The 26,053-nt window shown below is 48.6% G+C and carries 26 protein-coding genes; 23 read left to right on the top strand and 3 right to left on the bottom strand.

The genetic code is table 11. The annotated features are described in order from the left end of the window. Positions 1-30 precede the first annotated feature (30 nt). From BN6628_RS17205 to BN6628_RS17190, 4 genes are all read left to right on the top strand, one after another. Positions 31-1,383: an FAD-dependent oxidoreductase gene (locus BN6628_RS17205; protein WP_068619572.1), complete on the top strand. Its 1,353-nt coding sequence runs from the start codon at positions 31-33 to the stop codon at positions 1,381-1,383. A gap of 616 nt (positions 1,384-1,999) precedes the next feature. Beyond that, complete coding sequence (locus BN6628_RS17200; RefSeq protein WP_068619570.1) at positions 2,000-3,349, top strand: glucoamylase family protein; 1,350 nt, start codon at positions 2,000-2,002, stop codon at positions 3,347-3,349. A 310-nt stretch (positions 3,350-3,659) separates the two neighbouring features. Then, positions 3,660-4,652 carry an HD-GYP domain-containing protein gene (locus BN6628_RS17195; RefSeq protein ID WP_068619569.1) on the top strand — a complete coding sequence of 331 codons (993 nt, stop codon included), beginning with the start codon at positions 3,660-3,662 and terminating at the stop codon, positions 4,650-4,652. A gap of 1 nt (position 4,653) precedes the next feature. Next, entirely contained in the window at positions 4,654-4,992 is a 339-nt protein-coding gene (locus BN6628_RS17190) for a hypothetical protein (RefSeq protein ID WP_068619567.1), read from the top strand. Positions 4,993-5,208: 216 nt separating this feature from the next. Here BN6628_RS17190 and BN6628_RS17180 read toward each other — a convergent pair whose 3' ends face one another. Beyond that, on the bottom strand, positions 5,209-6,072 hold the full coding sequence (locus tag BN6628_RS17180) for a TrmB family transcriptional regulator (RefSeq protein ID WP_068619563.1): 864 nt from the start codon (positions 6,070-6,072) through the stop codon (positions 5,209-5,211). A 155-nt stretch (positions 6,073-6,227) separates the two neighbouring features. Here BN6628_RS17180 and BN6628_RS17175 point away from each other — a divergent pair, with 155 nt between their 5' ends. From BN6628_RS17175 to BN6628_RS17165, 3 genes are all read left to right on the top strand, one after another. Next, a complete protein-coding gene (locus BN6628_RS17175) occupies positions 6,228-7,157 on the top strand; it encodes a DMT family transporter (protein ID WP_068619561.1) in 930 nt (309 codons plus the stop codon). 190 nt (positions 7,158-7,347) lie between these two features. Continuing rightward, positions 7,348-7,719, top strand: coding sequence for an LSm family protein (locus BN6628_RS17170; RefSeq protein WP_235847660.1), 372 nt, complete (start codon positions 7,348-7,350; stop codon positions 7,717-7,719). 205 nt (positions 7,720-7,924) lie between these two features. After that, positions 7,925-8,362, top strand: coding sequence for a hypothetical protein (locus BN6628_RS17165; RefSeq protein WP_082926950.1), 438 nt, complete (start codon positions 7,925-7,927; stop codon positions 8,360-8,362). Here BN6628_RS17165 and BN6628_RS17160 read toward each other — a convergent pair whose 3' ends face one another. Then, a complete protein-coding gene (locus BN6628_RS17160; protein WP_068619559.1) occupies positions 8,363-9,100 on the bottom strand; it encodes a class I SAM-dependent methyltransferase in 738 nt (245 codons plus the stop codon). A gap of 246 nt (positions 9,101-9,346) precedes the next feature. Between BN6628_RS17160 and BN6628_RS17155 the strand changes: the two genes are divergently transcribed. The 10 genes from BN6628_RS17155 (at position 9,347) to BN6628_RS17115 (ending at position 19,588) form a co-directional block, all read left to right on the top strand. Continuing rightward, on the top strand, positions 9,347-11,992 hold the full coding sequence (locus BN6628_RS17155) for a PAS domain S-box protein (RefSeq protein WP_068619557.1): 2,646 nt from the start codon (positions 9,347-9,349) through the stop codon (positions 11,990-11,992). A gap of 381 nt (positions 11,993-12,373) precedes the next feature. Then, positions 12,374-13,291, top strand: coding sequence for an aldo/keto reductase (locus tag BN6628_RS17150; protein WP_068619555.1), 918 nt, complete (start codon positions 12,374-12,376; stop codon positions 13,289-13,291). Between the two features lie 111 nt (positions 13,292-13,402). Continuing rightward, positions 13,403-14,134 carry a ThuA domain-containing protein gene (locus BN6628_RS17145; protein WP_068619553.1) on the top strand — a complete coding sequence of 244 codons (732 nt, stop codon included), beginning with the start codon at positions 13,403-13,405 and terminating at the stop codon, positions 14,132-14,134. Positions 14,135-14,366: 232 nt separating this feature from the next. After that, entirely contained in the window at positions 14,367-15,086 is a 720-nt protein-coding gene (locus BN6628_RS17140) for a DUF1361 domain-containing protein (protein WP_068619551.1), read from the top strand. A 132-nt stretch (positions 15,087-15,218) separates the two neighbouring features. Next, complete coding sequence (locus tag BN6628_RS17135) at positions 15,219-16,415, top strand: GTP-binding protein (protein ID WP_068619549.1); 1,197 nt, start codon at positions 15,219-15,221, stop codon at positions 16,413-16,415. 48 nt (positions 16,416-16,463) lie between these two features. Further along, a complete protein-coding gene (gene rpsN, locus BN6628_RS17130) occupies positions 16,464-16,733 on the top strand; it encodes a 30S ribosomal protein S14 (protein WP_068619547.1) in 270 nt (89 codons plus the stop codon). Positions 16,734-16,775: 42 nt separating this feature from the next. Further along, entirely contained in the window at positions 16,776-16,925 is a 150-nt protein-coding gene (gene rpmG, locus BN6628_RS25710; protein ID WP_082926948.1) for a 50S ribosomal protein L33, read from the top strand. A gap of 84 nt (positions 16,926-17,009) precedes the next feature. Further along, a complete protein-coding gene (locus BN6628_RS17125; RefSeq protein WP_068619545.1) occupies positions 17,010-17,726 on the top strand; it encodes a metal ABC transporter ATP-binding protein in 717 nt (238 codons plus the stop codon). Further along, positions 17,663-18,532 (top strand): metal ABC transporter permease, encoded by an 870-nt coding sequence (locus tag BN6628_RS17120; protein WP_068619543.1) that lies wholly within the window; start codon positions 17,663-17,665, stop codon positions 18,530-18,532. The genes BN6628_RS17125 and BN6628_RS17120 overlap by 64 nt, the downstream gene beginning before the upstream one ends. A 42-nt stretch (positions 18,533-18,574) precedes the next feature. Then, complete coding sequence (locus tag BN6628_RS17115; protein WP_068622391.1) at positions 18,575-19,588, top strand: metal ABC transporter substrate-binding protein; 1,014 nt, start codon at positions 18,575-18,577, stop codon at positions 19,586-19,588. A 99-nt stretch (positions 19,589-19,687) separates the two neighbouring features. Here BN6628_RS17115 and BN6628_RS17110 read toward each other — a convergent pair whose 3' ends face one another. Next, complete coding sequence (locus BN6628_RS17110) at positions 19,688-20,323, bottom strand: DsbA family oxidoreductase (RefSeq protein WP_068619541.1); 636 nt, start codon at positions 20,321-20,323, stop codon at positions 19,688-19,690. Between the two features lie 235 nt (positions 20,324-20,558). Between BN6628_RS17110 and BN6628_RS17105 the strand changes: the two genes are divergently transcribed. The 6 genes from BN6628_RS17105 to BN6628_RS17080 all read left to right on the top strand — a co-directional run bounded on the left by BN6628_RS17105 (position 20,559) and on the right by BN6628_RS17080 (position 26,037). Then, complete coding sequence (locus BN6628_RS17105; RefSeq protein ID WP_068619539.1) at positions 20,559-21,020, top strand: MerR family transcriptional regulator; 462 nt, start codon at positions 20,559-20,561, stop codon at positions 21,018-21,020. 25 nt (positions 21,021-21,045) lie between these two features. Next, positions 21,046-22,245, top strand: a complete 1,200-nt coding sequence (locus BN6628_RS17100; protein WP_068619537.1) for an MFS transporter — start codon at positions 21,046-21,048, stop codon at positions 22,243-22,245. 14 nt (positions 22,246-22,259) lie between these two features. Next, positions 22,260-22,685: a universal stress protein gene (locus tag BN6628_RS17095; RefSeq protein ID WP_068619535.1), complete on the top strand. Its 426-nt coding sequence runs from the start codon at positions 22,260-22,262 to the stop codon at positions 22,683-22,685. Positions 22,686-22,873: 188 nt separating this feature from the next. Next, positions 22,874-23,659, top strand: coding sequence for a DeoR/GlpR family DNA-binding transcription regulator (locus BN6628_RS17090; protein WP_068619533.1), 786 nt, complete (start codon positions 22,874-22,876; stop codon positions 23,657-23,659). Further along, entirely contained in the window at positions 23,656-24,609 is a 954-nt protein-coding gene (pfkB, locus tag BN6628_RS17085) for a 1-phosphofructokinase (protein ID WP_068619532.1), read from the top strand. The genes BN6628_RS17090 and pfkB overlap by 4 nt, the downstream gene beginning before the upstream one ends. A gap of 57 nt (positions 24,610-24,666) precedes the next feature. Continuing rightward, positions 24,667-26,037 (top strand): PTS fructose transporter subunit IIC, encoded by a 1,371-nt coding sequence (locus BN6628_RS17080; protein WP_068619530.1) that lies wholly within the window; start codon positions 24,667-24,669, stop codon positions 26,035-26,037. The last annotated feature ends 16 nt before the right edge of the window (positions 26,038-26,053 follow it).

Genomic DNA, 26,053 nt, shown 5'->3' with positions numbered 1-26,053 from the left:
AATGAAAACAAATTCATGGAGGTGTTCCAAATGACCGATCCCATACAAACGCTTCTCTTGCCGGCTCGCGAATTATCCGTCTACGCGAATGTGGATGTCGTCGTGGCCGGAGGCGGTCCGGCTGGAGTTGGCGCTGCGCTCGCCGCTGCCAGGAACGGGGCATCCGTGCTGCTGATCGAGCAAAGAGGATATCTTGGCGGCATGGCGACGGTGTCGCAGGTTCCCGCATTTTGCCCGTATACCGATCATGTCAAACCGGTGATCCGAGGCATAGGCCTTGAGATCCTCGTCGATATGAAGCAGAAGATGGAGGCTTCGTTCCAAGAGGAATGGCAGGAAGAGCTCGATTGGGTGCCGATTGACGCGGAAGTGTTAAAACGCTTGCTGGACCATAAAATGGCGGAGGCCGGCGTCAAAGTGCTGTACCATACGTTCGTCGGACACGTTGTTCAGCAAGACGGCATGGTCGAGGCTGTCGTCATTCACAACAAATCCGGGACGCAGGCGGTCAAGGCTGCGCTCTTTATCGACGCGACGAGCGATGCCGACCTTACGCATCTGGCGGGAGGGCGGTTGGTCAAAGGCGGAGACGACGGCGAGCTCCAGCCGGGCACGATGTGCTTCGTCCTCAACAACCTGGACCGGCAAAAATTTATCGCCGGCGCCGGTATCCACGGCAGCGACCTGAAGCATGCGATCAACAAAGCGAAAAGCGAGGGGAGGCTGCGCGTGGCGAGAGATTGGGCCGGCATCTCTTGGCTGAACGACCATACGGCGGGGTTTAATTTCGGGCACATCTTCGGGATCGACGGCTCGAACGCGGACGACCTCACGCGCGGCGCGATCGAAGGCCGCGCACTCGCCTGGCACATCACCGAGTGGCTCCGGGAATCGATTCCGGGCTTCGAGCATGCCTTCCTAACGCTGACGGGAGAGCAGATCGGCATTCGGGAGACCCGCCGGATCGTCGGCGATTACATCGTCACGGCAGACGATTTTCTCAAAAGTCGTTCATTCCCGGACGACATCGCGCGCAACGCCTACTTCATCGATATTCATATGGCGAAGCCGACAAGCGGCATGACGATGGTCCATCTGCCGCCGGGAGAATCGCACGGCATCCCTTATCGTGCGCTGCTGCCGGTCGGCATCGACAATGTCATCGTAGCGGGCAGGGCGATCTCGACCGACCGGGCGACGCAAGGCTCCACCCGGGTCATGCCGAATTGCTTTGCCATGGGCGAAGCCGCCGGCACTGCAGCGGCGATTCTGGCCGAACAGGGCTTGCGCGAGACGCGCGCCATCGATATCGAGACCCTGCAGCGCAGGCTTGTCCGTCAGGGAGCCTGGCTTGGAGATGCGATCAACGAACGCTACGGCTGAAGATAGGCGATGAATGCCGTTCTGTACTGAAATCCGATCATAACGGAGGTATCTTCTTTTGGTGGAGAATCAGACATTGGAGCCTTAGGGAAGGATTGTATCCGTTCTGGCGTTTCGGGAGAACACGGTATAACGAATAAAGAAATCTTATCCCCATTAATGATTGCTTTGTCGAATTTTCCTTGGTGGTGTAAAGTTCTGTTCCAGTTTGGGGTTTGGCGCTCCATGAGTATATGCCGGCAAGGCCGGGCATCATCTCTAGTTTACTTTTCGGCTATTATCATCAGATTTGAATAGGTATAATTGCCCCCAACCCTAATAGGGTGGGGGCCTCTTCGATTTACAGGTCAAGAATTATGGAACTAGAGCGTCACACCAAGTCGAAAGATGCTCTGGCATATTCCGTATGCTGCGTATAGTGATTCTGGGTTCGACTGATTCGGAAAGCATTGACCGTTCGGAATTTTTGAAACGTTTCAATTTTATTTGTGAGTATATTTGTATATTCCATGCTTAACCTCTTTAATCAACTCAAAAAATGCTTCTCAGTAAATGGTTGATTATGGTATCCTATATTTGAAACGTTTCGAAAAACTGAGTCTGAGAGGAGATAATAATGAAAAAAGGTAAATTCGTAAGTATTATTTTGACCCTGGGATTAGTACTGAATCTTGTGGCGGCTCCTATGGTATCAGCCAGTAATGCCGGAAACGAAACTGCTTTTCGTGCAGAGTTGAAAGCGATTGCAAGTAAAACTTTTAAGTATTTCCAGGAACATACCGATCCGAACACAGGTATGACTTATGATGAGGTGCGTATTACGGAAAAAGGAATGCAGGAAGCGAAGCGTACCTCGCCGACCAATATCGGCATGTATATGATGAGTACGGTCTCAGCACAACAATTGGGCTTGATTTCAAAGACAGAAGCGGTAAAGCGTTTACAAGTCACCCTGAATACGCTCGGAAAGCTGGAGAAATGGAATGGCCTGTTTTATAACTGGTACAACACAGAGGATGGTTCCATTAAGAAAGATTGGGGTCAATTTATCTCTCAGGTAGATAACGGATGGCTTTCAGCAGGTTTAATCGTCGTTGGGCAAGCTTATGCAGAGCTGCATGGGCAAACCAGCAAATTGGTTGACAATATGAATTATCAACCGTTATATGATCCGGAAGTTGGCCAGTTCCGCGGCGGCTATGATGTCGCGAAAGGCAAACTGACCGACCATCATTACGGAATGTTCTACACTGAACCGCGTGTAGCAAGCTATATTGCCATTGGGAAGGGAGACGTTCCTAAGGAGCATTGGTGGAAACTTTATCGTACATTGCCGAAGGAATGGGATTGGCAAGCTCAAATTCCGCAAGGAAGTAATGTGTTGTACGATGGAGTGACCGTTTTCGAAGGAAACTATGAGTACAATGGCGTTAAGTTTGTGCCGAGCTGGGGAGGAAGTATGTTTGAAGGGCTTATGCCTGGAATTGTTTTGAAAGAAAAGGAGCTTGGCACCAAAGCATTGGGTCTAAACAACAAACGTCATGTTGAGCTGCAAATCGCTTATGCAAAGGAAAAAGGATACTCTGCTTGGGGCTTCTCACCATCGGCAACTCCTACTGGATACAGTGAGTTTGCGGCAACACCGCTGGGTACATCAGGTTATAAAGATGGGGCTACCGTAACTGCTCATGCTTCATTTCTCGCCCTGGAGTACGCACCTCAAGCTGTACGAAAAAATATCAAAGCCTTAAAAGGCTTTAATATGTACGGCAAATATGGATTCTATGACTCCGTGAACGTAGAAACGGGAGAACTTGCTAAAGCTTATCTTGCACTTGATCAAGGAATGATTATGGTATCCATAGCTAACTATGTAAAGGATGGGGTTATTCGTAATTACTTCCACAGTGATCCGATCGGCCAAAAGCCAGAGGAATTATTGGAAAGAGAAGTATTCGCTATTTAGCAATACTGGCACCGAATCTTTACGATTGGGTGCCCCCGTTTTTACAGCCTCAAACAAACGACTTGCAATCCGCCCCCTACTCTAAGCGAAATGGGGTATAAGGCCTATTATCAAGAAGATTACAGGGGGTATATTGCATTAATTGCAGTATCAGTTACTGATTCTATAGTTCTATTTTCTGGATTTTATTAATTAATGTGGAATAAGCAGCCGAAGTCCTTTTTAGAGATACATTTACATAATTAGGCAAGCTCCTATTAGGGAGGATTTACTGAATAAGGGTAGGAGCACCAATACTGGAGGGATTGTAGTGCTTACTAATGAGTATCAAGAGCTAATTGGAATGCGCTTGTTAAAGAACATCTATGACGTGAGTGGCACATTACTGATCGGCAAGGGAACACTTCTTCGCAAGAGTCATCTTGAGAAACTCGCCAATTTCAAGATCAAGACCGAGGATGTTGAGGTCGCCGAGGCAGGCCATCTTGTACCAAAGCACATACTTGAGATCGACGATTTCGTGCGGCAAAACAATGAAGTTCCGATGGATGATGTGGAGGAGAAGCTGCTGCCCTTTATTCAGGAGACGGCCAAAAGCTACAACCTCTATCGGGTTTTCTCGGAATTGGAGGAACAGGGGGATTTCCGCTACAAGCAGAGTATTGGGGTCGCCCTTTTGGCTACTGCACTAGGTAGGCGGCTTAAGATGGATGAAGACGAGCTTGACGTGCTTGCGACCGCAGCAAGTCTCTATGACATCGGTTCGGTTAAACTCCCGAGTGATTTAATTCACAAACCAGACAGATTTGATACAAACGAATATGCGATTATGAAGCAGCACACGGTTCTAGGTTACGAGTTGTTAAGCAAATCGGACGTCGATCCCAGAATTGCATTGGTTGCTCTGCAGCATCATGAACGAGAAGACGGCAGCGGTTATCCGGAAGGGCTGAAGGGTGACCAAATTGATCGCTTGAGTAAAATCGTGTCCCTGGTTGATGTGTATGTCGCCTTGATTTCAGACCGGCCCCATAGGCAAGCATTTCCTTTCTTTGATGCTATTCATGAAATCCATCGTCAAATTCGTATGAACCGGTTCGACTTGGTCATTGGTCATACGTTTTTGGATTTGTTGATTTCCACACAAGTCGGCTGCAATGTTGTTTTATCGGACGGTCGAACAGGTAAAATTCTGCTGACCAACGTCAACTATCCCACACAACCGCTTATTGTTTTGGATAGTGACGAGTTTATTGATCTAAGCAAGACAGATCACATTCAGATTAAAGAGGTGATTGGATGAGATGTTTATTCTGATGCTGACCATCCTACCGAACAAGCCGTTAAAATCAAACTTTGCAATCCCCCGAGAATATTTAGCCAAAGATATTTCGCATCTCGCTTACATAGCAGGAACCCAGTATAGTAAAATCTCGATCCAGAAGCTCACGAATATATTACGCCGCAAAGGATTCTATACGGTCGAGGATGTTGTAAACGCCAACGCGAAGCACATTCAACTTATCAGTCATATCGGCGACAAGTCTTTGAAGCTGCTGCTGGATCTATTAAGTGAGATGTCTGGGGAGCCGCGTTCTGTACATCTTGATCGTGCAAACCAAACGATAGAAGCTGATCATTAATATGCCTGGTGGGGGCAAATACTTAGCAGCCAAACAATTAGAGCTCGCATTTTATGCGAGCTTTTTTTTATGGTGGTTCATGTATCCCTTTATAAACTATGCAGGCTGTCTTGTGCGGGCAGCGACGAGTGAGCTCACATGGGTCAGGAAGATCGTCAATGTTGGACGATACCATGCTGTAATCGGTGTCACTGCTGCTGATTTCAGCGGTCTTCATCAATGCCCTTTGTGATCAGGCCTGGCTTCCAATCCCAGCTTTGCGGCCATACTGGAGCCAGACGGACCTGTGTTGTACTTTTTTCGTAATTCGATCAAATCGCGTCCGAATGTTTGTTCCAGTATATCCCGGTGTGCTTGCATCATCTCGTAAATGTATAAATCGTGGATGATTACCTCGGTTATCGGGATGACAAGACCAGGGTGCATGGTCCAAGCAGCACGGCTGTCCGTTCCAAGAGAAACGATACCTGCTACAACCTCTCTCTCATCTATGCTGGCGACAATCCAGCGTCCGCCGTATTCCTGTGTGATCTCTTCATATGAATCGTGTGGGTATACCTGTGCAAAATCAAAGTGTAATTCTCCATAAACCACGATTAGAATTTCGACGCCTCGTTCAGCCGCTATTCTCAATTCCGGTTCAAGCAGCTGGGCTTCTTCTGTCCAAATCTCTAGTAAAATTCGTCCAGTAGCTCTGTTAATCGCTTCCGCCGTACGGCTGAGGATGGCTTCACGCCCGGTGATGTTCCATATGTTCTCACGGTTCAAGGAGACATAAGAGTAGTGGGCAAGTGCAGTTTCGGCTACTTTTAATGAGGATTCAATTTGTTTTCTTTTCAACCGGATGAGCTCTTGCGGCTGGAGTGGTGTATATAGCGAAGGGTCTTCGTGGCTGATCATAATATAACCGCGCTCCACCATTCCGCTTAACACTTCATATATTTTAGAACGTGGTACACCCGAGTTCAAAGAAATCGCATACCCCGTTATAGGTGACTTATCCAGAAGCGCCAGGTAGGCTTTGGCTTCGTATTCGGTAAAATTCATATCCTGCAGTATTTTAATGACTTCTGGTTTCATTATTGAACCTCCTAAATTCCGTTTCACACAATCCCCAATTTTCCCGCTTACTCCATTATTACACTTGACACACAATGATGCCAATGATATACCTGTATTTTAGTAGCTACATTTGTAGCGACTATAAAACATTGCGAGTGCCTTGGAGGTACATTATGAATACTTCAAACGAGATTCAAAAAGCACTTCAAACAAAGGTTCGAACAGAAGCGGGAACAAAAAGCAGCTTTCACCTGCTAGCTATCATTATTGCTATTTTGCTTTGGAGCACTTCTTTTGTGGGAACTAAGATTGCTTATGACTCCTTTCCACCTCTTACTCTGGGGGCCGCCCGTTTCGTCATAGCCTCGATTATATTAGGCATGATTATGTTAGCGAGAAAAGAATTCGCAAGGCCAGCACTGAAGGACATCGGATTAATGGGGCTGAGCGGAATATTGGGAACGACGCTTTACTTTGCGCTTGAAAATATCGGGCTTGAACAGACAACAGCATCAAGCGCTGCACTCATCGTTGCTTCTTATCCGGCAATAACAGCACTCCTTGAATTCATCTTTTTCCGCGTGAAAATTTCTTGGATAAAGGGACTAGGGATTGTAATTGCAGTTGTCGGAGTGTATTTGATTATGGGGGGAAGCCCGAAGGAAATATCGGGGCAATTGACGGGCAACTTAATATTGATTCTTGCGGGTATTGTTTTTGCAGCTTATAACTTTATCACACGCAAAGTTGTCAAAAGTTATTCGATGGTAACGGTTTCGTTCTACCAGACGATTGCCGGAACAATCGCATTTATTCCTCTTGCTTTCATTGAGCAATCCAGGTGGCAGGTTCCGAGCACAGAGTCTCTTTGGGTGCTGCTTTACCTTGGAATTTTCTGCTCTGTTGCAGCCTTTATGTTTTATAACTATGGACTGCGCACCCTTAACTCCAGTACAGCAATGGCGCTGATGAACCTGGTTCCTATTTTCGGCGTACTTTTCTCAACCGTGTTCCTTAATGAAAGATTGAGTGTGTTAAATATGCTAGGCGGATTTATAATCATTTTCGGAGTTGTTTTGAGTGTGAGGGATAAGCGGACATGAAACTTTAAATTGGATTGGTATCCGATTGACTTTGCAGCTTGACTGCTCTAATACCAAGAAGGTTACAGACAGTATAGGTTTGATGTCGTACCCGGAGAAATCAGTAGCTGAAGTACCACCTGTAGGCGGGTATCGTTTAACACCCGGCATTCCTCCTGAATACCATAACATGAGTTCAGGGGAAGGGAGGATGCCCAAGGTGCAAGTGATCAACCCGATTAATATGACAACCTGTAAGCCGCTTATCGGCAAACCAGTATGTGTGGTTAGACACGATGGGAGCTATATGGTAGGCACATTGACTGGGGTGGACGAAAAAGGCCTTTATTTCGGACAGTCAGCTCCAGGGGCCACAGTAATGTCAACCAAGCCGGAAAAAGCCAAGAAACAGCTTAAGGAAGCGGGCAAAAAGGCGAAGACCTCAGCTCTGGGGCCAGGATATGGCTATCCGTATGGCTACCCATACGGCTACCCGTACGGATACGGCGGATACGGCCCATACTCGGCATTGGCTTGGTCCGAGATTGCCCTGTTGTTCCTGCTGCCATTCTTGTTCATCTAGGAAAGATGTAGCATCAACCAGACAGCAACAACAAGTAGAGTCGGCCTTCGGGCGGACTCTTCTTCTGTTGAGTGGGAGGAACCGCATCCAAGTGCGACCGCTATGGACTTTCAGCCACTTAGTTGCGTGAAAGGGGCGATTCATACAAGCAGGAAGAGCAGAGCGGAATAGGTTGAGATATACCTAATTTAAGGAGTGGAATGATATGCGGGGTAAAAAAACTAAACGATCAGCTTCGGCGGGCAAGGCGGCACCCAGAGCAAGACAGCCTCATCCGAACCGTGTGCTTGCGGATAAATGGAAGGGGGTGCCCGTCTGCATTGTGACCAAAGACGGAAGCCTGTATGTGGGAACCATCACTCATGTGGATGAGAAGGCAGTGTCGGTTGCAGGCGTTAAAGGTGCGGAGAGGGTGCGGCGGTCAGGCTCCAAGCAGCAGGTCCAAGTATCCGGATTATTAGACCTGCTGTTTGGGAAAAGTCCGGTCAATGCTGCAGCTCCTGCCGGCAATACCGCCGCAGCCGAAGCCGGAGGTGCTGGGGGGGCTTCACCTGCCTCATTTGGCTCATTCTTTTCCAATATTAAGCTTGGCATTGGAATGCTGCAGACTATCATGCCACTGCTGGGTTCTCTTAAAATCTGACTACGCTGAAGGAAGCCCTTTCTCCGCAATGAAGACACCATAACCTAACTTTTCATGATACTTATCCAGGAATTCTGCATTTTCCGCAAAAAAACAGTTCACTGAGAGCTCGAACAGGATTTCTATATCGATCACCTGAAATGGATCATCCCCGAACGTATTTCCTTGCGGCTGCAGTAGGCTGTTACCGTTGGAGGGGACCCAGAGTCTGGCCTGGCTAAATCCGGCATTTGTGTAATAATTCATCCACCCAGCGGCATCCGGAATCACAGAAATGCCATACAAACGGCGCATTTCAGCTTCCAGATCAGCGTTCTCTTGAAGACTGTACATTTCCCGGTCATACACTCTTCCCCCAGGCTTGAGGACATTCCAAATCTGCCTGAAGACGGAGTCAGGCTCGAAGAAGACGGACACCGATTCAAGCAGGACAAGATCGAACTGTTCATGCGAAAAAGGCAATGATGCCGCGTCTCCTTGTACGAAGTTGACTTCTACACCCATCTGGGCGGATCTCGTCTCTGCCTTTCTGAGCATGATCTCACTTCGGTCCAAAGCGGTAACATAATGGCCCATCTGAGCCAGCATACAGGCGGTTCGTCCTGTTCCACATCCGATTTCCAGTATGTTTGATCCGGATGGTATGGGGTGATCTTGGAGGAAGGCGGCTGTACCGGCGGCTCCACCGGGGTGTGCCGCCCCTTCTCCTAAGAAAGCCAGTATATCCTCGTATTTCATCAGATCCTCCTTGTGTCTGATCGCTAAATAGCGGCCAAACCCTCGATTTCTAGAAGTTGAATTACATTTCATCCGGATGCTTCCATCCGTACAATTGTTTGTTCAACTTATATAGTGTATTAAGGTGAATGTCCATATGATTGGATGAACGCCGCATGATTCAAAAGTCCAGGAATCGGGTAAGAAAGCAGGCATGTAGTCTGTTTCAATATAATTTTTACTTTTCCGACTGGAGGATATTAATAAATGAATGACATATCCATCGACCACCAGGGCTTATTTGAGCAAATTTATACCCAGGCACCGATAGGAATAGCGCTTGTGGCGATTGATGGAACTTGGCTTAAAGTAAACTCTTCGTTCTGTGCCATGCTGGGGTATACGGAGACCGAGCTCATGAAGCTGACCTGCCAGGATATTACCCACCCGGATGATGTAATGGCGGACAAGCAGCATATGACTACACTGATCGGTGCGAAATCCCGTCAGCATAAGTGGGAGAAGCGGTATCTGACCAAGAATGGTCAGGTAAAGTGGGTTTCCAAGTATGTTTCTCTGGTATGCAGCGACCGAAATGAACCGGTGTATTACATTGCCTATGTGACTGATATCTCTACCCAAAAGGAATCGGAGATTCAGATGCGTGAAGCTGAATCCATGTATACGCTGATTTGTGGCAATGCAATCGATATTATCTCCTATATGTCCCCTGAAGGAATTACGGAGTATTGTTCACCATCTCTCAAGGATATTCTGGGGTATGACCCGGATGAATGGATCGGCAAGAACAATTTTCAATACTATCATCCGGATGATATCAAAGCGCTTGAATCCATAGCTTTCACAGATAATGATGTGTATACTTACCGGGTGCGGCATAAGGACGGCTATTATATCTGGTTCGAAACGTCGACCAAGATTATCCGGGATGAAGCTGGAAATATTCATAAAATCCTGGGCATTGGCCGTGATATTACTGAACGGAAGAAGTTTGAGGAGAGCTTCGTGGAGGCGCAGCGAATCGCGCTGCTTGGCAGCTGGGAGTGGGACATCCAAACGGATAAAATCTCATTCTCGGATCAGATTTACGAAATTTTTGGCCTGGACAAGCAAGGTCCTTTACGAAATGACTTTCTGTTCTTGCTTCACCCTGAAGACCAGAAACGGTTCGTACAGCTCCGCGACAAGGCCCTTGAAGGCGAGCCCTTCAGCTCCGAATTCCGGCACATCCGGCAGGATGGCGGTGTGAAGCATGTTCACATTCGCGGTCATGTTATGTTTGACGATAATGGCAAGGCGCTGAAGATGTACGGCACGACCCAGGATGTAACGGAACTCAAAACTGCGCAGATCAAGCTGGAGGAGACGATTGAGCGTTACACATCCTTGAAGAAATATAATCACGATGCGATTATTTCTCTTGATCTTGACGGGAACGTCATTAACACCAATGCTGTGGCCGAAGGGATGACCGGTTATCCCGGAAGTGTAATTTCGGGCATGAGTATTTCCAAATTCATCGGTGAGGAGTACCGGGACCGGATTCTGACGGATGAGGCCAATCATGCCATTATTGAGCGAGAGATCAATCATATCCGTCATAAGGATGGTCATGTGACAGAAGTGCTCACCACGATTGCTCCAATTATAATCAACAAGCAAACACGCGGCTACTACATTATTGCTAAGGACATTACCGACCAGAAAAATCTGCTTATCGCCAAAGAAGCGGCGGAGCGGACGAACAAGGCTAAGAGTGAGTTTCTTGCGATCATGAGCCATGAGATCCGCACCCCGATGAATGGGGTGATCGGAATGACGGATCTGCTGCTCGAAACGACGGAGCTTAACGAGGAGCAGAAGGAATATGTGCAGATGATCAGCAAGAGCGGGAATACGCTGCTGGCTATTATTAATGACATTCTGGACTTCTCTAAAATTGAATCCGGCCGGGCCATCGTCATTACAGAGCCGTTCAATCTCCGGACCCTCGTCTTCGAGACCCTCGATGTTTTCCGTTTGAGGACGAAGGAGAAAAATTTAGACACCCAGATCAGCATCAGCCCGGGAATTCCCCAGACCTTGTATGGGGATTCCAACCGTTTGAAGCAGGTGCTCATGAACCTAATCGGAAACGCCGTAAAGTTTACAGAACGTGGAGGCATTACTATAGAGATTGAGGATCTTGACCAGGGTTATGGAAACATTCATTTAAAGTTTACGATCAGTGATACAGGCATGGGTATTCCTGAGGACAAGCTTGAGTACTTGTTCGAACCATTTACCCAGATTGACAATTTCATGACCCGTAAATCCGAAGGGACAGGACTTGGGCTTGCCATCAGCAAGAAGATTGTGGAGATCATGGGTGGGGAGATTCATGCTGTGCAGAAAGATGAGCCTGGAGCCACGTTTGTGTTCACCGCCTATTTTCAGAAAGAGAACAGGCAGGGGAATGACCTGCTTAAGGGCCCTCTAGAGGAGAAACGAACAGCTGCAAAGCCCCTCTCTATCTTAATTGCTGAGGATAACAAAGTGAACCAGATGGTGCTTACAAGGATGCTGGAGAAGATAGGGCATCAGGCTGATTTGGCAGAGAACGGCAGTGAGGTTATTGACAAGCTGAAGGTCTTTAACTATGACCTGGTATTTATGGATATACAGATGCCAGTCATGAATGGGCTTGAGACATGCAGGGAAATTAAGAGCAGATTTCCAACAGAGAAGTGGCCTTATATTGTAGCGGTAACCGCCAACGCTCTCCGTGGAGATCAGGAGGTATGTATGGAGGCGGGAATGGACGACTACATCAGCAAGCCGATTAAAATGGAAAACTTGTCAGAGGTCCTTGAGAAGTTCCATAATTTCAGGAAAACGCCGATCCATGAATAGGGAATTTGTAATCTCCATGAAATCTGTTTTTCATCTGGCATTAAGGTTACGAGGCTATACTTAAGTTACCCTTTTAGATATATGACCTGGACCCGTGGAACTTAAGCCGCGGGTCCCTTTTTTTGCAGGGACGGGTATAATAATTTAGGCTATATAAAATGAACTTTAGAATTAACCGATCTTAGCTTCGATCCCGAGTGATTCTGAAGAAGCGGAGCGTCCGCCTTTGTCTCCGAAATGCCCCACTGGATAGTTATTTCAAGGATTTCGGAGACAACAGTGGTCGTAAGAACACTCGGTATCGCAGCACCCCAAAAGAGTAACCTTCATAAGTTCATTTTATATAGTTTGAAAGCTTGGGAAAGGTGGTCGTAAACGATCATGAAATATAATCAGCTGGGTCAATCGGACCTGCGGGTAAGTGAAATTGGATTTGGCTGTATGTCTATTGGAACGGAGGAGGGTAAGGCGCTTCGTCTCGTTCATGAAGCACTGGATCAGGGGATTAATTTCCTGGATACCGCAGATTTATATGATTATGGGCGCAATGAGGAGCTGGTGGGCAAAGCTATTCGGGGTAGAAGAAGCGAGGTTATCCTTGCCACCAAGGTTGGCAACCGTCGCCAGCCCGGGCAGGAAGGATGGGTTTGGGACCCTTCCAAATCCTATATCAAATCTGCGGTGAAGGACAGCCTCCGAAGACTGGGAACGGACTATATAGATTTGTATCAGCTGCACGGAGGCACATTGGATGATCCGATTGAGGAGACAGTCGAAGCTTTCGAAGAACTCAAACAGGAAGGTGTCATCCGATATTACGGGATTTCTTCGATCCGGCCAAAGGTCATTCAGGAATATATCAGTAAATCCAATGTGATCAGCGTAATGAGTCAATACAGCATTCTTGACCGGAGGCCGGAAGACGAGATTCTGCCTTTGATCGCCGAGCATGGTGTCAGCCTTATTGCCAGAGGACCTCTGGCCAAAGGTATCCTGACGGAAGATGGAGCCGCCAAGGCAGACCAAGGGTATATGGAATATACTCCTGAGCAGCTGGCTGTGCTGCGGGAGAACTTGCGAAAGGTCTCTGACCGGAGGCACAGTCTTCATCATACAGCGCTTCGTTATCCGCTCTACCATCCGGCGGTGGCTGCGATTATTCCGGGAGCAAGCTCGGTTCACCAGCTTGTCAAGAATGTGCAGGAAGGTGAGGGGGATGCGCTGACCCCGGAGCAATTCAGCAAAATCCAGTCCCTGTCCTATCCGGGACAATACGATCCTGAGCACCGGCTCAAATAACTTTGACCAGATTGTGCATCTTTCAACCATTTTGTTCATATGAATTCCTTCTGAATCAGACTAGAATATATAACTGTAATTAAGCTTTACTAACAGGGGGAACTATTGACGATGATTAACTTGACGATCTGGAATGAGTTTGTTCATGAGAACATACACGAAGAAGTCCGCGAGGTGTATCCGGCAGGAATTCATACTGCGCTGGCGGAAGGGTTGTCCGCTGAAGGCTTCGCAATTCGTACGGCAACCTTGGATGAGCCGGAGCACGGCTTGACCGATGAGGTTCTAAATACAACAGACGTGCTGATCTGGTGGGGACATATGGCTCACGACCGGGTAAGTGATGAAATTACTCAAAAGGTCGTGCAGCGGGTTCAGCAGGGAATGGGACTTGTTGTGCTGCATTCCGGCCATTTCTCCAAACCGTTCAAAGCCCTGATGGGCACCAGCTGTGATCTGAAATGGCGTGAAGCCGGGGAACAGGAAATTGTGTGGGCTGTTAACCCTACCCATCCCATTGCCCACGGAGTAAACGCCAGCATCATCTTGGAGCACGAAGAGATGTATGGCGAATTCTTCGATATCCCAGAGCCGGATGAACTCATCTTCATCAGTAATTTTGAAGGCGGGGAAGTGTTCCGAAGCGGCTGTACGTTCCGCCGCGGGGAAGGCAAAATCTTCTATTTCCGTCCGGGTCATGAAACCTACCCGACTTATTATAACAAAGAAATTCTGCATGTAATTGCCAATGGGGTAAGATGGGCTAATCCAGCGCATACCCTTAAGCCGGTATTCGGCCACAGCCAGCCAGTTAGAGCGCTTGGCGGCGGAGTTTTGGTATAATGGAAGTCTGACCTTTAACCAGGTCAAGGGAAGAAGCTTGGCTAAAGTTATATCTGGAAGGCCGCATTCGGTATGATCCGAGAGCGGTCTTTTTAATATGCGGAATAAGGATTGGAAACAGAGAAGGTGCGCCAGCTCCTGTAGTTGTGATAAAGTGGAAGAAAGTCGGTCAGTCCTGTTAAGCAATTGGCGGATACAGACCAAAGAAGGGTAAAGAGCGGGTGGTTCTAAGATGCCAGTGAAGTCATTACAAGAAGTAAATATCCGGCAGAAGCTGATCATCCTGTGTGTCTTGTTCGCGGCCACGGTATTCAGCCTTTTGCTGGCTGCTTATTTGCGGGAATACACAGGCACAAGCATGTATATGTTCTTATACTGGAACCTCTTTCTTGCTTGGCTGCCGGCCGGGTTTGCCCTGGCTCTGGACTGGATTTACATACGCATTACAAGTCATACGCTCAGGTGGGTGCTGCTGGGCCTTACAGGGATAACCTGGCTGCTCTTCTATCCGAACTCAGCTTATCTGATCACAGATCAGCTTCATCCGTTTGCCAGATTCCAAATGCAGGGTGGGATCAGGTTCTGGTACGGTACTGAATTCTGGTATCATCTGCTGTTGTTCTTCTCGGTTGCGGTTACGGGACTGCTGCTTGGCGTATATTCATTGTTCTCGGTTCACAGGTTGGTCCGCAAATCGCTGGGCAGGCTGGTGGGGTGGGGATTTGCCGTGCTGGTGCTGCTTCTAAGCAGCTTCGGGATCTATATTGGCAGGTTCAACCGCTGGAACAGTTGGGACGCTGTCCGAAATCCCGGAAGTATGATATCGGACCTTGTGTCAATGTTCTCAGACGTGGAGGAAATGAGGCGGCTGGTTCCTTTTACAGGAATCATATTTATGATGACGGCTTTAAGCTATGCGGCCATTTACGGGTTCAGCAAGATTCGGCATTAGGTTATGACTAGGCGATTTTACGGTAAACACCGTAAAGCGCCTTTTTTTATTTTGCTATTGACAACAGAAAGGGAGTATATTAAATTTTATTAATCGTAATAATTACTAATAAGGATATAGAGGAGTGATAAAGTGACACAGCATAAAGTTCCGGTGACCGTACTTAGCGGGTATTTGGGGTCTGGCAAAACCACCGTGTTGAACCATGTTCTGAATAACCGTAATAGTCTTAGGGTGGCTGTTATTGTTAATGATATGAGCGAAGTCAACATTGATGCCGCTCTGATCCGTTCAGAAACAAGCCTGTCTAGAACAGAGGAGAGACTTGTTGAGCTGTCTAACGGCTGCATCTGCTGCACATTGCGGGATGATCTGCTGATTGAGGTTCAGAGGCTGGTACAGGAGGGAAGATATGACTACATATTAATTGAATCAACGGGAATCAGTGAACCCATCCCGGTAGCCCAGACTTTCTCTTATGCTGATCCAGAATCCGGAATCGATCTTACTCAGCTGACCCGGCTGGACTGTCTGGTGACGGTGGTGGATGCGGCCCGTTTCTGGGAGGATTTTGCCTCGGGAGAGACGCTGCTGGAACGCGGCGAGGTAAGTTCCACTGAGGATACCCGGGACGTGGTGGACCTGCTGATTGACCAGATTGAAACCTGTGATGTTCTCATTCTGAACAAATGTGACCTGGTGGATAAGGAGGGGCTTGGCGAGCTTGAAGCGATGCTGCGAAAGCTGCAGCCCTCTGCAAAAATTATCCGGACTGTGAACGGGAAGGTAGATCCGGCAGAGATTCTGAATACCGGGCGGTTCGATCTGATTCGGACCAGCGAATCTCCGGGCTGGCTCCAGGAGCTGCGCAGCGGGGAGCACACACCGGAGACGGAGGAATATGGAATCAGTTCCTTCGTGTATCGCAGAAGGCTTCCATTCCATCCACAGAGGCTGGCGCAATTTATGAGCCAGTGGCCTGAGGATGTGGTTAGGGCCAAGGGCATTGCCTGGGTGGCTGCAGGTGAAGACATGGCGGCTAGCCTAAGTCAGGCTGGGCCTTCCATCCAGTTCGGTCCGGCAGGCTGGTGGGCTGCCTCGAGGCCGGAGGCGGAGCAGAGGGAGCTGCTTGCGAATGAGCCTGAAATCAAGAGGAGATGGGATCCCAAATGGGGTGACCGCATGAGTGAACTCGTCATGATAGGCATCCATATGAACCGGGAAATCATTGAATCTGATCTGGACCGGTGTCTGCTGCTTCCAGAGGAGCTGGAGCAGGATTGGTCAAGGTTCCCCAATCCGCTTCCATGGATTTCGGTGCAATCTTAACGGGTTACTAAACGGGACTATATTTCAGATGAGAAGGAGTGAGACGCATTGGCTAAAAAATCAAAAATCGTCAAGGAACGGCAGCGCAGAGAGTTAGTCGCCAAGTATGCAGAGCTTCGCCGGGAATTGATAGCGAACAAAGATTATGCTGGTCTGAGCAAACTCCCAAGGAATGCCTCGCCAGTCCGGTTGAAGAACCGCTGTGAAGTGACAGGCAGACCAAGAGGTTATCTGGCTAAGTACAAGATTTCCCGTATTGTTTTTCGGGAGCTGGCACATCAGGGGCAAATTCCGGGTGTGAAGAAGGCAAGCTGGTAAGCGGCAGGTTAGGCTAATAACTGGAGTAAAAGGAGAATACAAATGCGCGTAGTCATCACTTTGGCATGTACGGAATGCGGAGACCGAAATTACACAACAACGAAGAATAAGAGAACCCATCCCGAGCGGATGGAGCTTAGAAAATATTGCCCTAGATTGAGGAAATATACGATTCATAGGGAGACACGTTAACGGCCTGATTGAATAGCGCTTGAAAGCGGCGCAAGTGTGCTGTTTTTAAATCGTAATAATTACGTATATGGAAGTGTGGGTACCATGATCCTTGCATCTATGGAAAATGTGGTTTTTGGTTATGGGGACAGACCCGTAGTGGACGGATTAACGTTGGAGATCTATGCAGGCGAGTTTGTTGGCATTGCCGGGCCCAATGGAGCCGCGAAGTCAACCGTGCTTAAGCTGCTGCTAGGATTAATCAAACCCTGGAGCGGAAGTGTCCGTCTAAATGCCGGGGCATACCCAGGCGAGAAGCTTGCTGTTGGGTACGTGCCTCAGCAGGTCGCTTCGTTCAACAGCGGATTTCCCAGCAAGGTGATCGAGCTGGTCCGCTCGGGATGTTATGCAAAAGCCGGCTTGTTCAGGAGATTTACTCCTGCTCAGGAGGCGCTCGTTGAGGCAAGTCTTAAGCAGGTTGGGATGTGGGAGTTCCGCAACCGGCGGATTGGAGATCTCTCCGGAGGACAGAAGCAGCGCATCTGTATCGCCCGGGCATTAGCCGGCCAGCCTAATGTGTTGATCCTTGATGAGCCAGCAACCGGTATGGACCAGGCCGGACGTAATGGGCTGTATGGGCTGCTGAGGCATTATGCCGATGCTCACGGGCTAACGGTGATTATGGTCACCCACGGTCTGGATGAGACGGCGGCCTATCTTGACCGGGTGATCCATCTGGAGAGGAAGGAGAACGAGCAATGGCAATGTTTGACTACGAGTTCATGCAGCGTGCGTTTTGGGCCGGGGGCTTCATCGGAATAATTGCACCTGTGCTGGGTGTGTACTTGATGCTGAGGCGTCAGGTTCTAATGGCAGACACACTGTCGCATGTATCGCTGGCAGGTGTTGCCCTGGGCTCCCTGCTTCACCTTAACCCTGTTCTCTCTGGATTTGGAGTTGCCGTAATTGGCGGCTTGGCCATCGAGCAGCTTAGACGTACATACCGGACATATAGTGAAGTGCCCGTGGCCATTCTGATGACCGCAGGTCTGGCGGTGGCGATGGTCTTAATGAGCCTGAACGGGAATTTGAGCAAGAGCTTCAGCTCCTATTTATTTGGCTCAATTGTAGCCCTGAGTCAAGAGCAGCTGTGGCTGATTGGAGGAGTATCCGTGCTCGGCATAGTTTATTTTGCCGTGTTGAGACGGCCGCTCTACAACCTGACGTTTGATGAAGAAACGGCCAGCATTAGCGGTACTCCGGTAAAGAGACTGTCATTTTCTTTTGCCGTATTAACTGGAATGACGGTAGCTTCTGCAATGCCTGTTGTCGGGGTACTGCTTGTCTCCTCCTTGCTGGTGCTTCCCGCTTCCCTGGCGCTGCGATTAGCGAGTGGTTTCGCTTCAGCCGTGACGATAGCGGTGGGAACGGGATTGCTTGGCATTTTCAGTGGGCTGACAGCCTCTTATTATATCGACACGCCTCCGGGAGGAACAATCTCCCTCGTACTGCTCATCTTTCTGATGGTGGGAATCTTGGCAAAGAAGCTGTTTGTTTATAGGAGAAGAAGATCAGGAAGAATGAACGCCAGAAGTGGGCGCAAGAGAAATAAGGAATTTGGAATATGAAAGGGAGAGTATGCAGTGAAAAGAAGAAAACGGCTTGCTTATATGATGTCGCTCAGCTTGGTTATAATTCTTGCGGCCTGCGGGGGCAAGGGAGGCACGGATGCGGGAAATAAGGAGGCGGGGGCCACATCAACCACTTCGCCCAAGGTAAGCACAGAGCCAGCTAACAAGCTGAAGATTCAGACCAGCTTCTATCCGATGTACGAGTTTACCAAGAATGTAGCTGGTGAACTGGCTGATGTGGAGCTTCTGATTCCTTCCACAATTGAACCTCATGATTGGGAACCCACGCCGCAGGATATCAAGAAGATTGAAGAAGCGGATCTGCTTGTCTATAACGGTGCGGGGATGGAAGGTTGGACTGAGCAGGTGCTGGGAAGTATAAGCAATTCACAGCTGATTCCTGTTGAGGCCAGCCAAGGGATTCAACTCAGCGAAGGGAAAGATGAGCATGAACATGAACATAATCATGATCATGAGCACGATCACAATCATGAGCACAATCATAAGGAAGATGCTCATACTCATGAAGGAACAGATCCTCACGTTTGGCTGTCCCCGGCTTTGGCCATCCAAGAAGTCCATAATATTGAGCTTGCCCTGGAGAAAGCCGCACCTGAGCATAAGGAAGAGTTTAAGAAAAATGCCGATGCGTACATCGCAAAGCTTAAGCAATTGGATAACGATTTTCGGACAGGGCTTAGCCAGGTGAAACGCAAGGATTTTATTACACAGCATGCCGCCTTTGCCTACCTGGCCAAGGAATATGGTCTTGACCAAGTTCCCATTGCCGGCTTGTCACCGGACGAAGAGCCTTCACCAGCAAAGATGGCAGAGGTTGTAAAGTTCGCAAAGGAACACAAAGTGAAAACGATCTTTTTCGAAACTCTGGTTACTTCCAAGGTTGCGGATACCATTTCCAAAGAAATTGGCGCCAAGTCAGCTGTGCTCAATCCCTTAGAAGGGCTGACAGAAGAAGACCAGGCTAATCATCTGGATTACATCGCAGTGATGCGCCAGAACCTTGAGGCACTGAAGCTGGCCTTAAGCGAATAAATGCTGTACATTACTCTCTTACTCTTATCTTGAATTAACAAACAGGCGGCCGTGATCTGGCCGCCTGTTTATTTTGCTTAGATAAATACAGAATAAGAGTTATGCAGAGGCAAATGCCTGGTTGAGCGCATCGAGAAATACCTCGGTCGGCTGGGCTCCCGTAACTGCAAGTTTGCGGTCAATCAGGAAGAAAGGCACCGCCCGGATTCCAAGCTCGCCAGCTTCCTGCTCGTCACTCCGCACATCTTCTGTGAACGCGCCGCTGGCAAGCATCTCCTCAGTCTCCCTACGGTCTAAGCCAATCTGAACAGCTAAGTCCGCCAGAGTTGCGTGGTCTCCAATGTGCTTAGAGTCGGTGAAATAAGATTTAAGCAGCAACTCGACCATCTCGGCGGCCTTGCCATGCTTGGCTGCAAAATGAGCCAGACGGTGAGCATCAAAGGTATTGGTTAGGATCATGGTATCGAATAAATACCGGAGTCCTACAGATTTGGCCTGCTCGGTAATGTCGTTATTCATGGAAATTGCACGTTCTCTGGTCATGCCGTATTTACCGGCGAGCATGTCATGAACGTCGTAGTCCACGTCTCTCTTAGCCTCGGGGTCCAACTCAAAGCTGCGGTAAATGACCTCGACCTGGTCTTTGCCCGCAAATTTCTGCAGCGCCAGTTCAAAACGGCGTTTGCCAATATAACAGAAGGGACACATAAAGTCGGACCAAATTTCTACCTTCATAATTAACCTCCAATATACAAATAGGTGCCAAGTGCGGATAGGGTAACACTTTAATTATAATAGTAACTTTATAAATGGGTGTCAAATTTCAACAGCAACCCTAGGGAACATTCCATACGGCTGCCTTATATGTAAATCCACAATTTTTATATATAAAAATTTAAATATATAATAATTGACGTTTACGTTAAACTCATATTATAATATTTACATATCGTAGTACGGAAGCGGGGGCATGTATGTGTTTAAAATCGAAGAGGTCGCCAAGGAAACCGGGCTTACCAAACGAACCATCCGTTATTATGAAGAACTTGGACTGCTGCCCACTCCGAAGAGAAGCGAAGGGGGCATGCGCTTGTACACGCAGGAGGATATTGTTCTCTTGCAAAAAATCGTCAGTGCCAAGGAGGTTCTGGGCTTCTCCCTGCAGGAGCTTCACAAGTATATAACTATGGCAGAGCTCCTCAAGGACAAGAACCAGAGGTTTATGGGTGAACAGGAGAGTCTAAGCGGCAGTCAGCGCCGCGAAATGCTTGTCGAGATCCATGACATGCTGGAGGAACAGCTCGGTTTGCTCTCCAGGAAGATGGATAACATTATTAAGTTCCGCAGCGATCTAATTGAACTTCAGCAGCGTGTCGGACTTATGCTCGGGGAGATTCAGGATACTTCCGCAGAGCAGGAACACAATAGTTAAACTTTAAATTGGGGGTAAATAAAGTATGGAATCAGAGTCTAATCTTGCCGGTGGCCGTCAGAAGGGGGCCAGCCTGTTATCTCAGCCCAAGGCGGTATGGGCTGTGGCATTCGCGTGTGTAATTTCCTTCATGGGTCTTGGGCTTGTTGACCCTATTCTGCCGGCGATTGCGAAGCAGCTTCATGCGACTGACAGCCAGGTGTCGCTTCTCTTCACGAGTTATAACCTGGTTACAGGCATAGCTATGCTGATTACCGGGTTTATTTCCAGCCGTCTTGGGGTGAAATGGACGCTGCTTACCGGGATGGTATTGATTATTGCCTTTGCGGCACTTGGAGGATCATCAAGCACAGTGGGGCAGATTGTTGGCTACCGGGCTGGCTGGGGTCTTGGGAACGCCTTGTTTATAGCCACTGCGTTGTCGGCGATTGTTGGTTTCTCCACCTCAGGCACGGCCAAAGCGATCATTCTCTATGAGGCAGCGCTTGGTCTGGGGATTTCCGTAGGCCCCTTACTCGGAGGGGAGCTGGGCTCTATCTCCTGGAAGGGTCCTTTCTTTGGGGTCAGTGTGCTGATGCTGCTTGGCTTTATTTTTATTACATTTGTACTTCCGTCAACTCCAAAGCCGAAGAAAAAGGTCTCACTAGCAGACCCAATCAAGGCGTTGTCCTACCCGGCCCTGTTGACCTTGGCGGTTGTGGCCTTCTTGTATAACTATGGCTTCTTCACTTTGATGGCCTTTTCACCCTATGTCATGCATCTGGATGAGCATGGATTAGGTTATGTGTTCTTCGGCTGGGGGATTATGCTTGCTTTCACTTCCGTATTTGTCGCTCCAAGATTGCAGCGCAGATTCAGTCTGGTCAAGCTTATTTCGTGGATGCTGACCTTGTTCGCCCTGGATCTGGGGGTTATGGCCTTGGGCGCGGTGAACGGTTCGTCCACAACGGTCATTATTTCTGTTATTGTGGCCGGGATTTTCCTGGGGATTAATAATACGCTGATCACCACGGCTGTCATGCAATCCGCACCGGTTGAGCGTTCTACAGCTTCAGCCTCCTACAGCTTTGTGCGGTTCCTGGGTGGTGGATTGTCACCTTGGCTGGGAGGTATGCTCTCCAAGCCGGCTGCTTTTACAGTTGGAGCTCTGGTTGTGCTTCTTGGGGTTGCCGTGCTGATTATCCGCAGAAAACACCTGGCTAATATAAATATGGACGGACACTAAGGAGGAGTTGACTTATGATTAAGCATATTTTGGTGCCCATTGACGGCTCGGAGCATGCCCAGCGCGCGCTGGAAACGGCCAAGTCGCTAATAGAAAGTCTGTCTGGAGACAGATTTGCTCTTACGATCCTGCATGTGAATCCCGAACTGTCTTATAATGAGCCTCCGCTCGGTGTAGATGTAGAATCGAAGCTGGAAGAGGAAGGCAGATCGATTATTGAGTCAGTAGCACATTTGTTCGAAGGGATGAACCTGAAGCTTGAAACGGTAAGCTTGCATGGCGATCCGGCAAAATTGATTTGTGAAACCGCCCGTGACCATGAAGTGGATTTGATTATTATGGGCACAAGAGGAATGAGCCTGGTGACCGAAATGCTTCTTGGCAGCGTGAGCCACCAAGTCATCCAGCATGCGCATTGTCCGGTAATGACAGTAAAATAACGGTATACCTGATCCAAAATGAATCCGCCACACATCAGTGGCGGTTTTTTTGCGCATATTAACCATAAATGCTCAAAAACTGACTATTTACAATTATTGAAAACGCTATTATAATCATAAATGAGCACAAACGATCGATAACAATCGTAAATGCTCACAAATTGCTCATTGAAGAGAAGGTGATTCATATGTTGTTTGAAGAGGAGCGAAAAACACAATTACTTCAGTATCTTGAACGGAACCAGCGTGCTTCCGTACAGGAGTTTAGTGAAATATTTGAAGTTTCCGAGTCAACGATCCGCCGGGATTTGAAGGAGCTTGAAGAAGCCAGGCTGCTGAAGCGTACCCATGGTGGGGCGGTATCTCTTCAGAGCACCAGTTTTGAGCCCAGCATTCTGGATAAGGAGGTTGTTCTAAAGAAGGAGAAGGAGTCCATTGCACGGGTTGCGGCCCAGCAGGTTCAGCAGGGAGACACGATTCTCCTGGATTCCGGGACAACGACACTTCATTTGGCCAGGGAAATTAAACATATACCTTCGATTCGGGTGATTACGAACTCGATGCTTGTGCTGAATGAGCTGAGAGATAATCGTAATATTGAAATTACGCTGCTTGGCGGGATTCTAAGGCCTGAGACACAGGCTTTCGTGGGACCGATGACCGAGCAGGCGCTTGGGATGATCCGGGTCGATAAAGCATTTATCGCCACAAACGGAATTGATTTGATCCAAGGGATTACGACCCCGAATTTGATCGAAGCCTCTACCAAGAGGAGAATGATCCGTATTGCGGGAGAAGTTATCCTTCTGGCCGACCACAGCAAGATTGGCAAAGTTGCTTATGCCAAAGTAGCTGATCTGTCGGAGATTCATCATTGTATTTTTGACCAGGAGGTTTCACCCAAGTTCATCAATGAACTTAATAAATTAGACATCGAGGTTACACTTGCCCAAGAACAGGAGAATTTGAAATGAAACCATCAGTAATTACGGTGACCCTAAACCCCGCCTTGGATAAGACGGTTACCCTTGACGGGCTTCAAATTGGCGGATTGAACCGGGTTCAGGAGATCAGAATTGATCCGGGTGGCAAGGGAATCAATGTGGCCAAGGTGCTTCGCAGCTTTCAGGTTCCTGTAACCGCTACGGGTTTTGCAGGAGGATACAGCGGCCGCCAGCTTCTTGAAGATCTGGTCAAGCTGGGAATTGATCAAGCCTTCATCCCTGTAGAGGGGGAGACAAGAACAAACCTTAAGCTTGTGGATAGCTCTTCAGCAGTAACTACAGAGGTGAATGAACGGGGCTCCTTGATTGGAGAGGCGGACACCCAGCTGTTCATTAGACAGATGGAGACCCTCCTTAATGATGTGAAAGTACTGGTACTTGGAGGAAGCATTCCGCCAGGCATTCAATCGGATATTTACAGGACCATTATAGAAATGGCAAACCACAGACAAGTGAAGACGATTCTGGACGCGGATGGAGATGCGCTGCTGGAAGGCCTCAAAGGAAAACCCTACGCAGTCAAGCCGAACATCCATGAGCTTGAACAGCTGATGGGCAGAAAGCTGGAGCATACCGGGGATATCGTACAGGCCAGCCGAAGTCTGATTCAGGAAGGGGTCACGCTGGTGATCGTCTCCATGGGAGCAGAAGGGGCAATTTTTGTAAGCGCTGACGAGGTGCTTAAAGCAAGCCCGTTCCCTATTGAACCTCAAAGTACAGTAGGTGCAGGGGACTCCATGGTAGCTGCGGTCACTTACAGCCTGCTTGAAGGCTACAGCTTGGAACAGATTGCCCGCTGGGCCACTACGGCCGGGACGGTAACAGCATCCAAGGCAGGAACAGAAGTGTGTACGAGAGATGAAATTACTCGCAACCTGGAGCATGTGAATATTGAGAGGATTAATAGCTTCGATAGTTAAGAAGAACATTTTTCGAAAGCAACTCAGAAAGTCCACCATATAAAGGGGAAGATAACTATGAAAAAATTATTGGCTGTTACAGCTTGCCCAACCGGAATTGCGCATACTTATATGGCGGCGGAATCTCTGCAAAAGGCCGCAGAAGAAAGGAACGTTCCGATCAAAGTTGAGACCCGCGGGGCTATGGGGGTTGAGAATGAGCTAAGTCCTGAGGAAATTGCCGAGGCCCATGCAATTATTGTGGCGGCGGATACGGATGTGCTTGAGGAGCGGTTTGCTGGCAAACCTGTAATTAAAGTACCGGTTGCCCACGGCATCAAGAGACCTGGGGAGCTGATTGAGCAGGCGCTGGCGAAGCAGGCGTCCGCCCCGGCAGCTCAAGGTGCCCCGGCTGCGCCGAAATCTGCAGAGAAAGAAACCAGTTCGGCCGGTATGATCTATAAACATCTGATGAATGGCGTATCCAATATGCTGCCGCTTGTGGTTGCCGGCGGTCTGATCATTGCACTTTCGTTTATTTTTGGACTTAAGCCAGCTGAAGGGACGTTGGGGTATCAACTCCTGATGCTGGGGAAAGCATCAATGGGCCTCATGGTTCCAATTCTGGCCGGGTTTATTTCCTTCTCGATTGCCGGTAAGCTTGGACTAGCGCCAGGATTGGTGGGCGGAGTATTATCGACCCAGGTAGGCGGAGGTTTCTTAGGCGGAATAATCGCCGGTTTCCTTGCGGGTTATGTGGTTAAAGCGCTGATTAAGTACATCAAGCTGCCGAAAGTGATGGAGGGGCTCAAGCCTGTGCTTATCATACCTCTAGCTTCGGTGTTGGTTGTAGGCTTGCTGATGATTTATGTAATTGGTGATCCGCTTAAATGGTTGATGGACGGACTTACTTCCTGGCTGACTACGATGGGTTCGGCAAATGCGATTATCCTGGGTGCTATCCTGGGTGCGATGATGGCAATTGATATGGGAGGACCTTTCAACAAAACTGCTTATACCTTTGCGACAGGTCTGCTGGCAAGCAGCTTGTTCGGGCCTATGGCCGCAGTAATGGCTGCGGGGATGACACCTCCTCTGGGAATTTGGCTTGCTACATTGCTTTCCTCCAAGAAGTTCAACAAGGAAGAACGTGAGGCAGGCAAGGTTGCAGCGGTGCTTGGCTTGTCCTTCATTACGGAAGGCGCAATTCCCTTCGGGGCTGCCGATCCGCTGCGGATGATTCCCTCTTTTATGATCGGATCAGGGGTTGCGGGGGCACTGTCCATGGCATTTGGTGTAGGACTGCATGCACCACACGGAGGCATATTCGTTCTGGCTATTCCGAACGCAATCGATAATATCCTCTGGTATGTCGTCGCGATTGCCGCAGGCACGATTGTTACGGCCCTGCTTGTGAATTTGTTTAAGAGAAATAAAATAGCTGCTTAAGGCATTACCTATATTT

Origin of the sequence: Paenibacillus tuaregi (genome assembly GCF_900086655.1) — a bacterium.
GTDB classification, from domain to species: domain Bacteria; phylum Bacillota; class Bacilli; order Paenibacillales; family Paenibacillaceae; genus Fontibacillus; species Fontibacillus tuaregi.
Note: the sequence above shows the minus strand (reverse complement) of the source record. Positions and strands in the feature narration are given on the sequence as shown.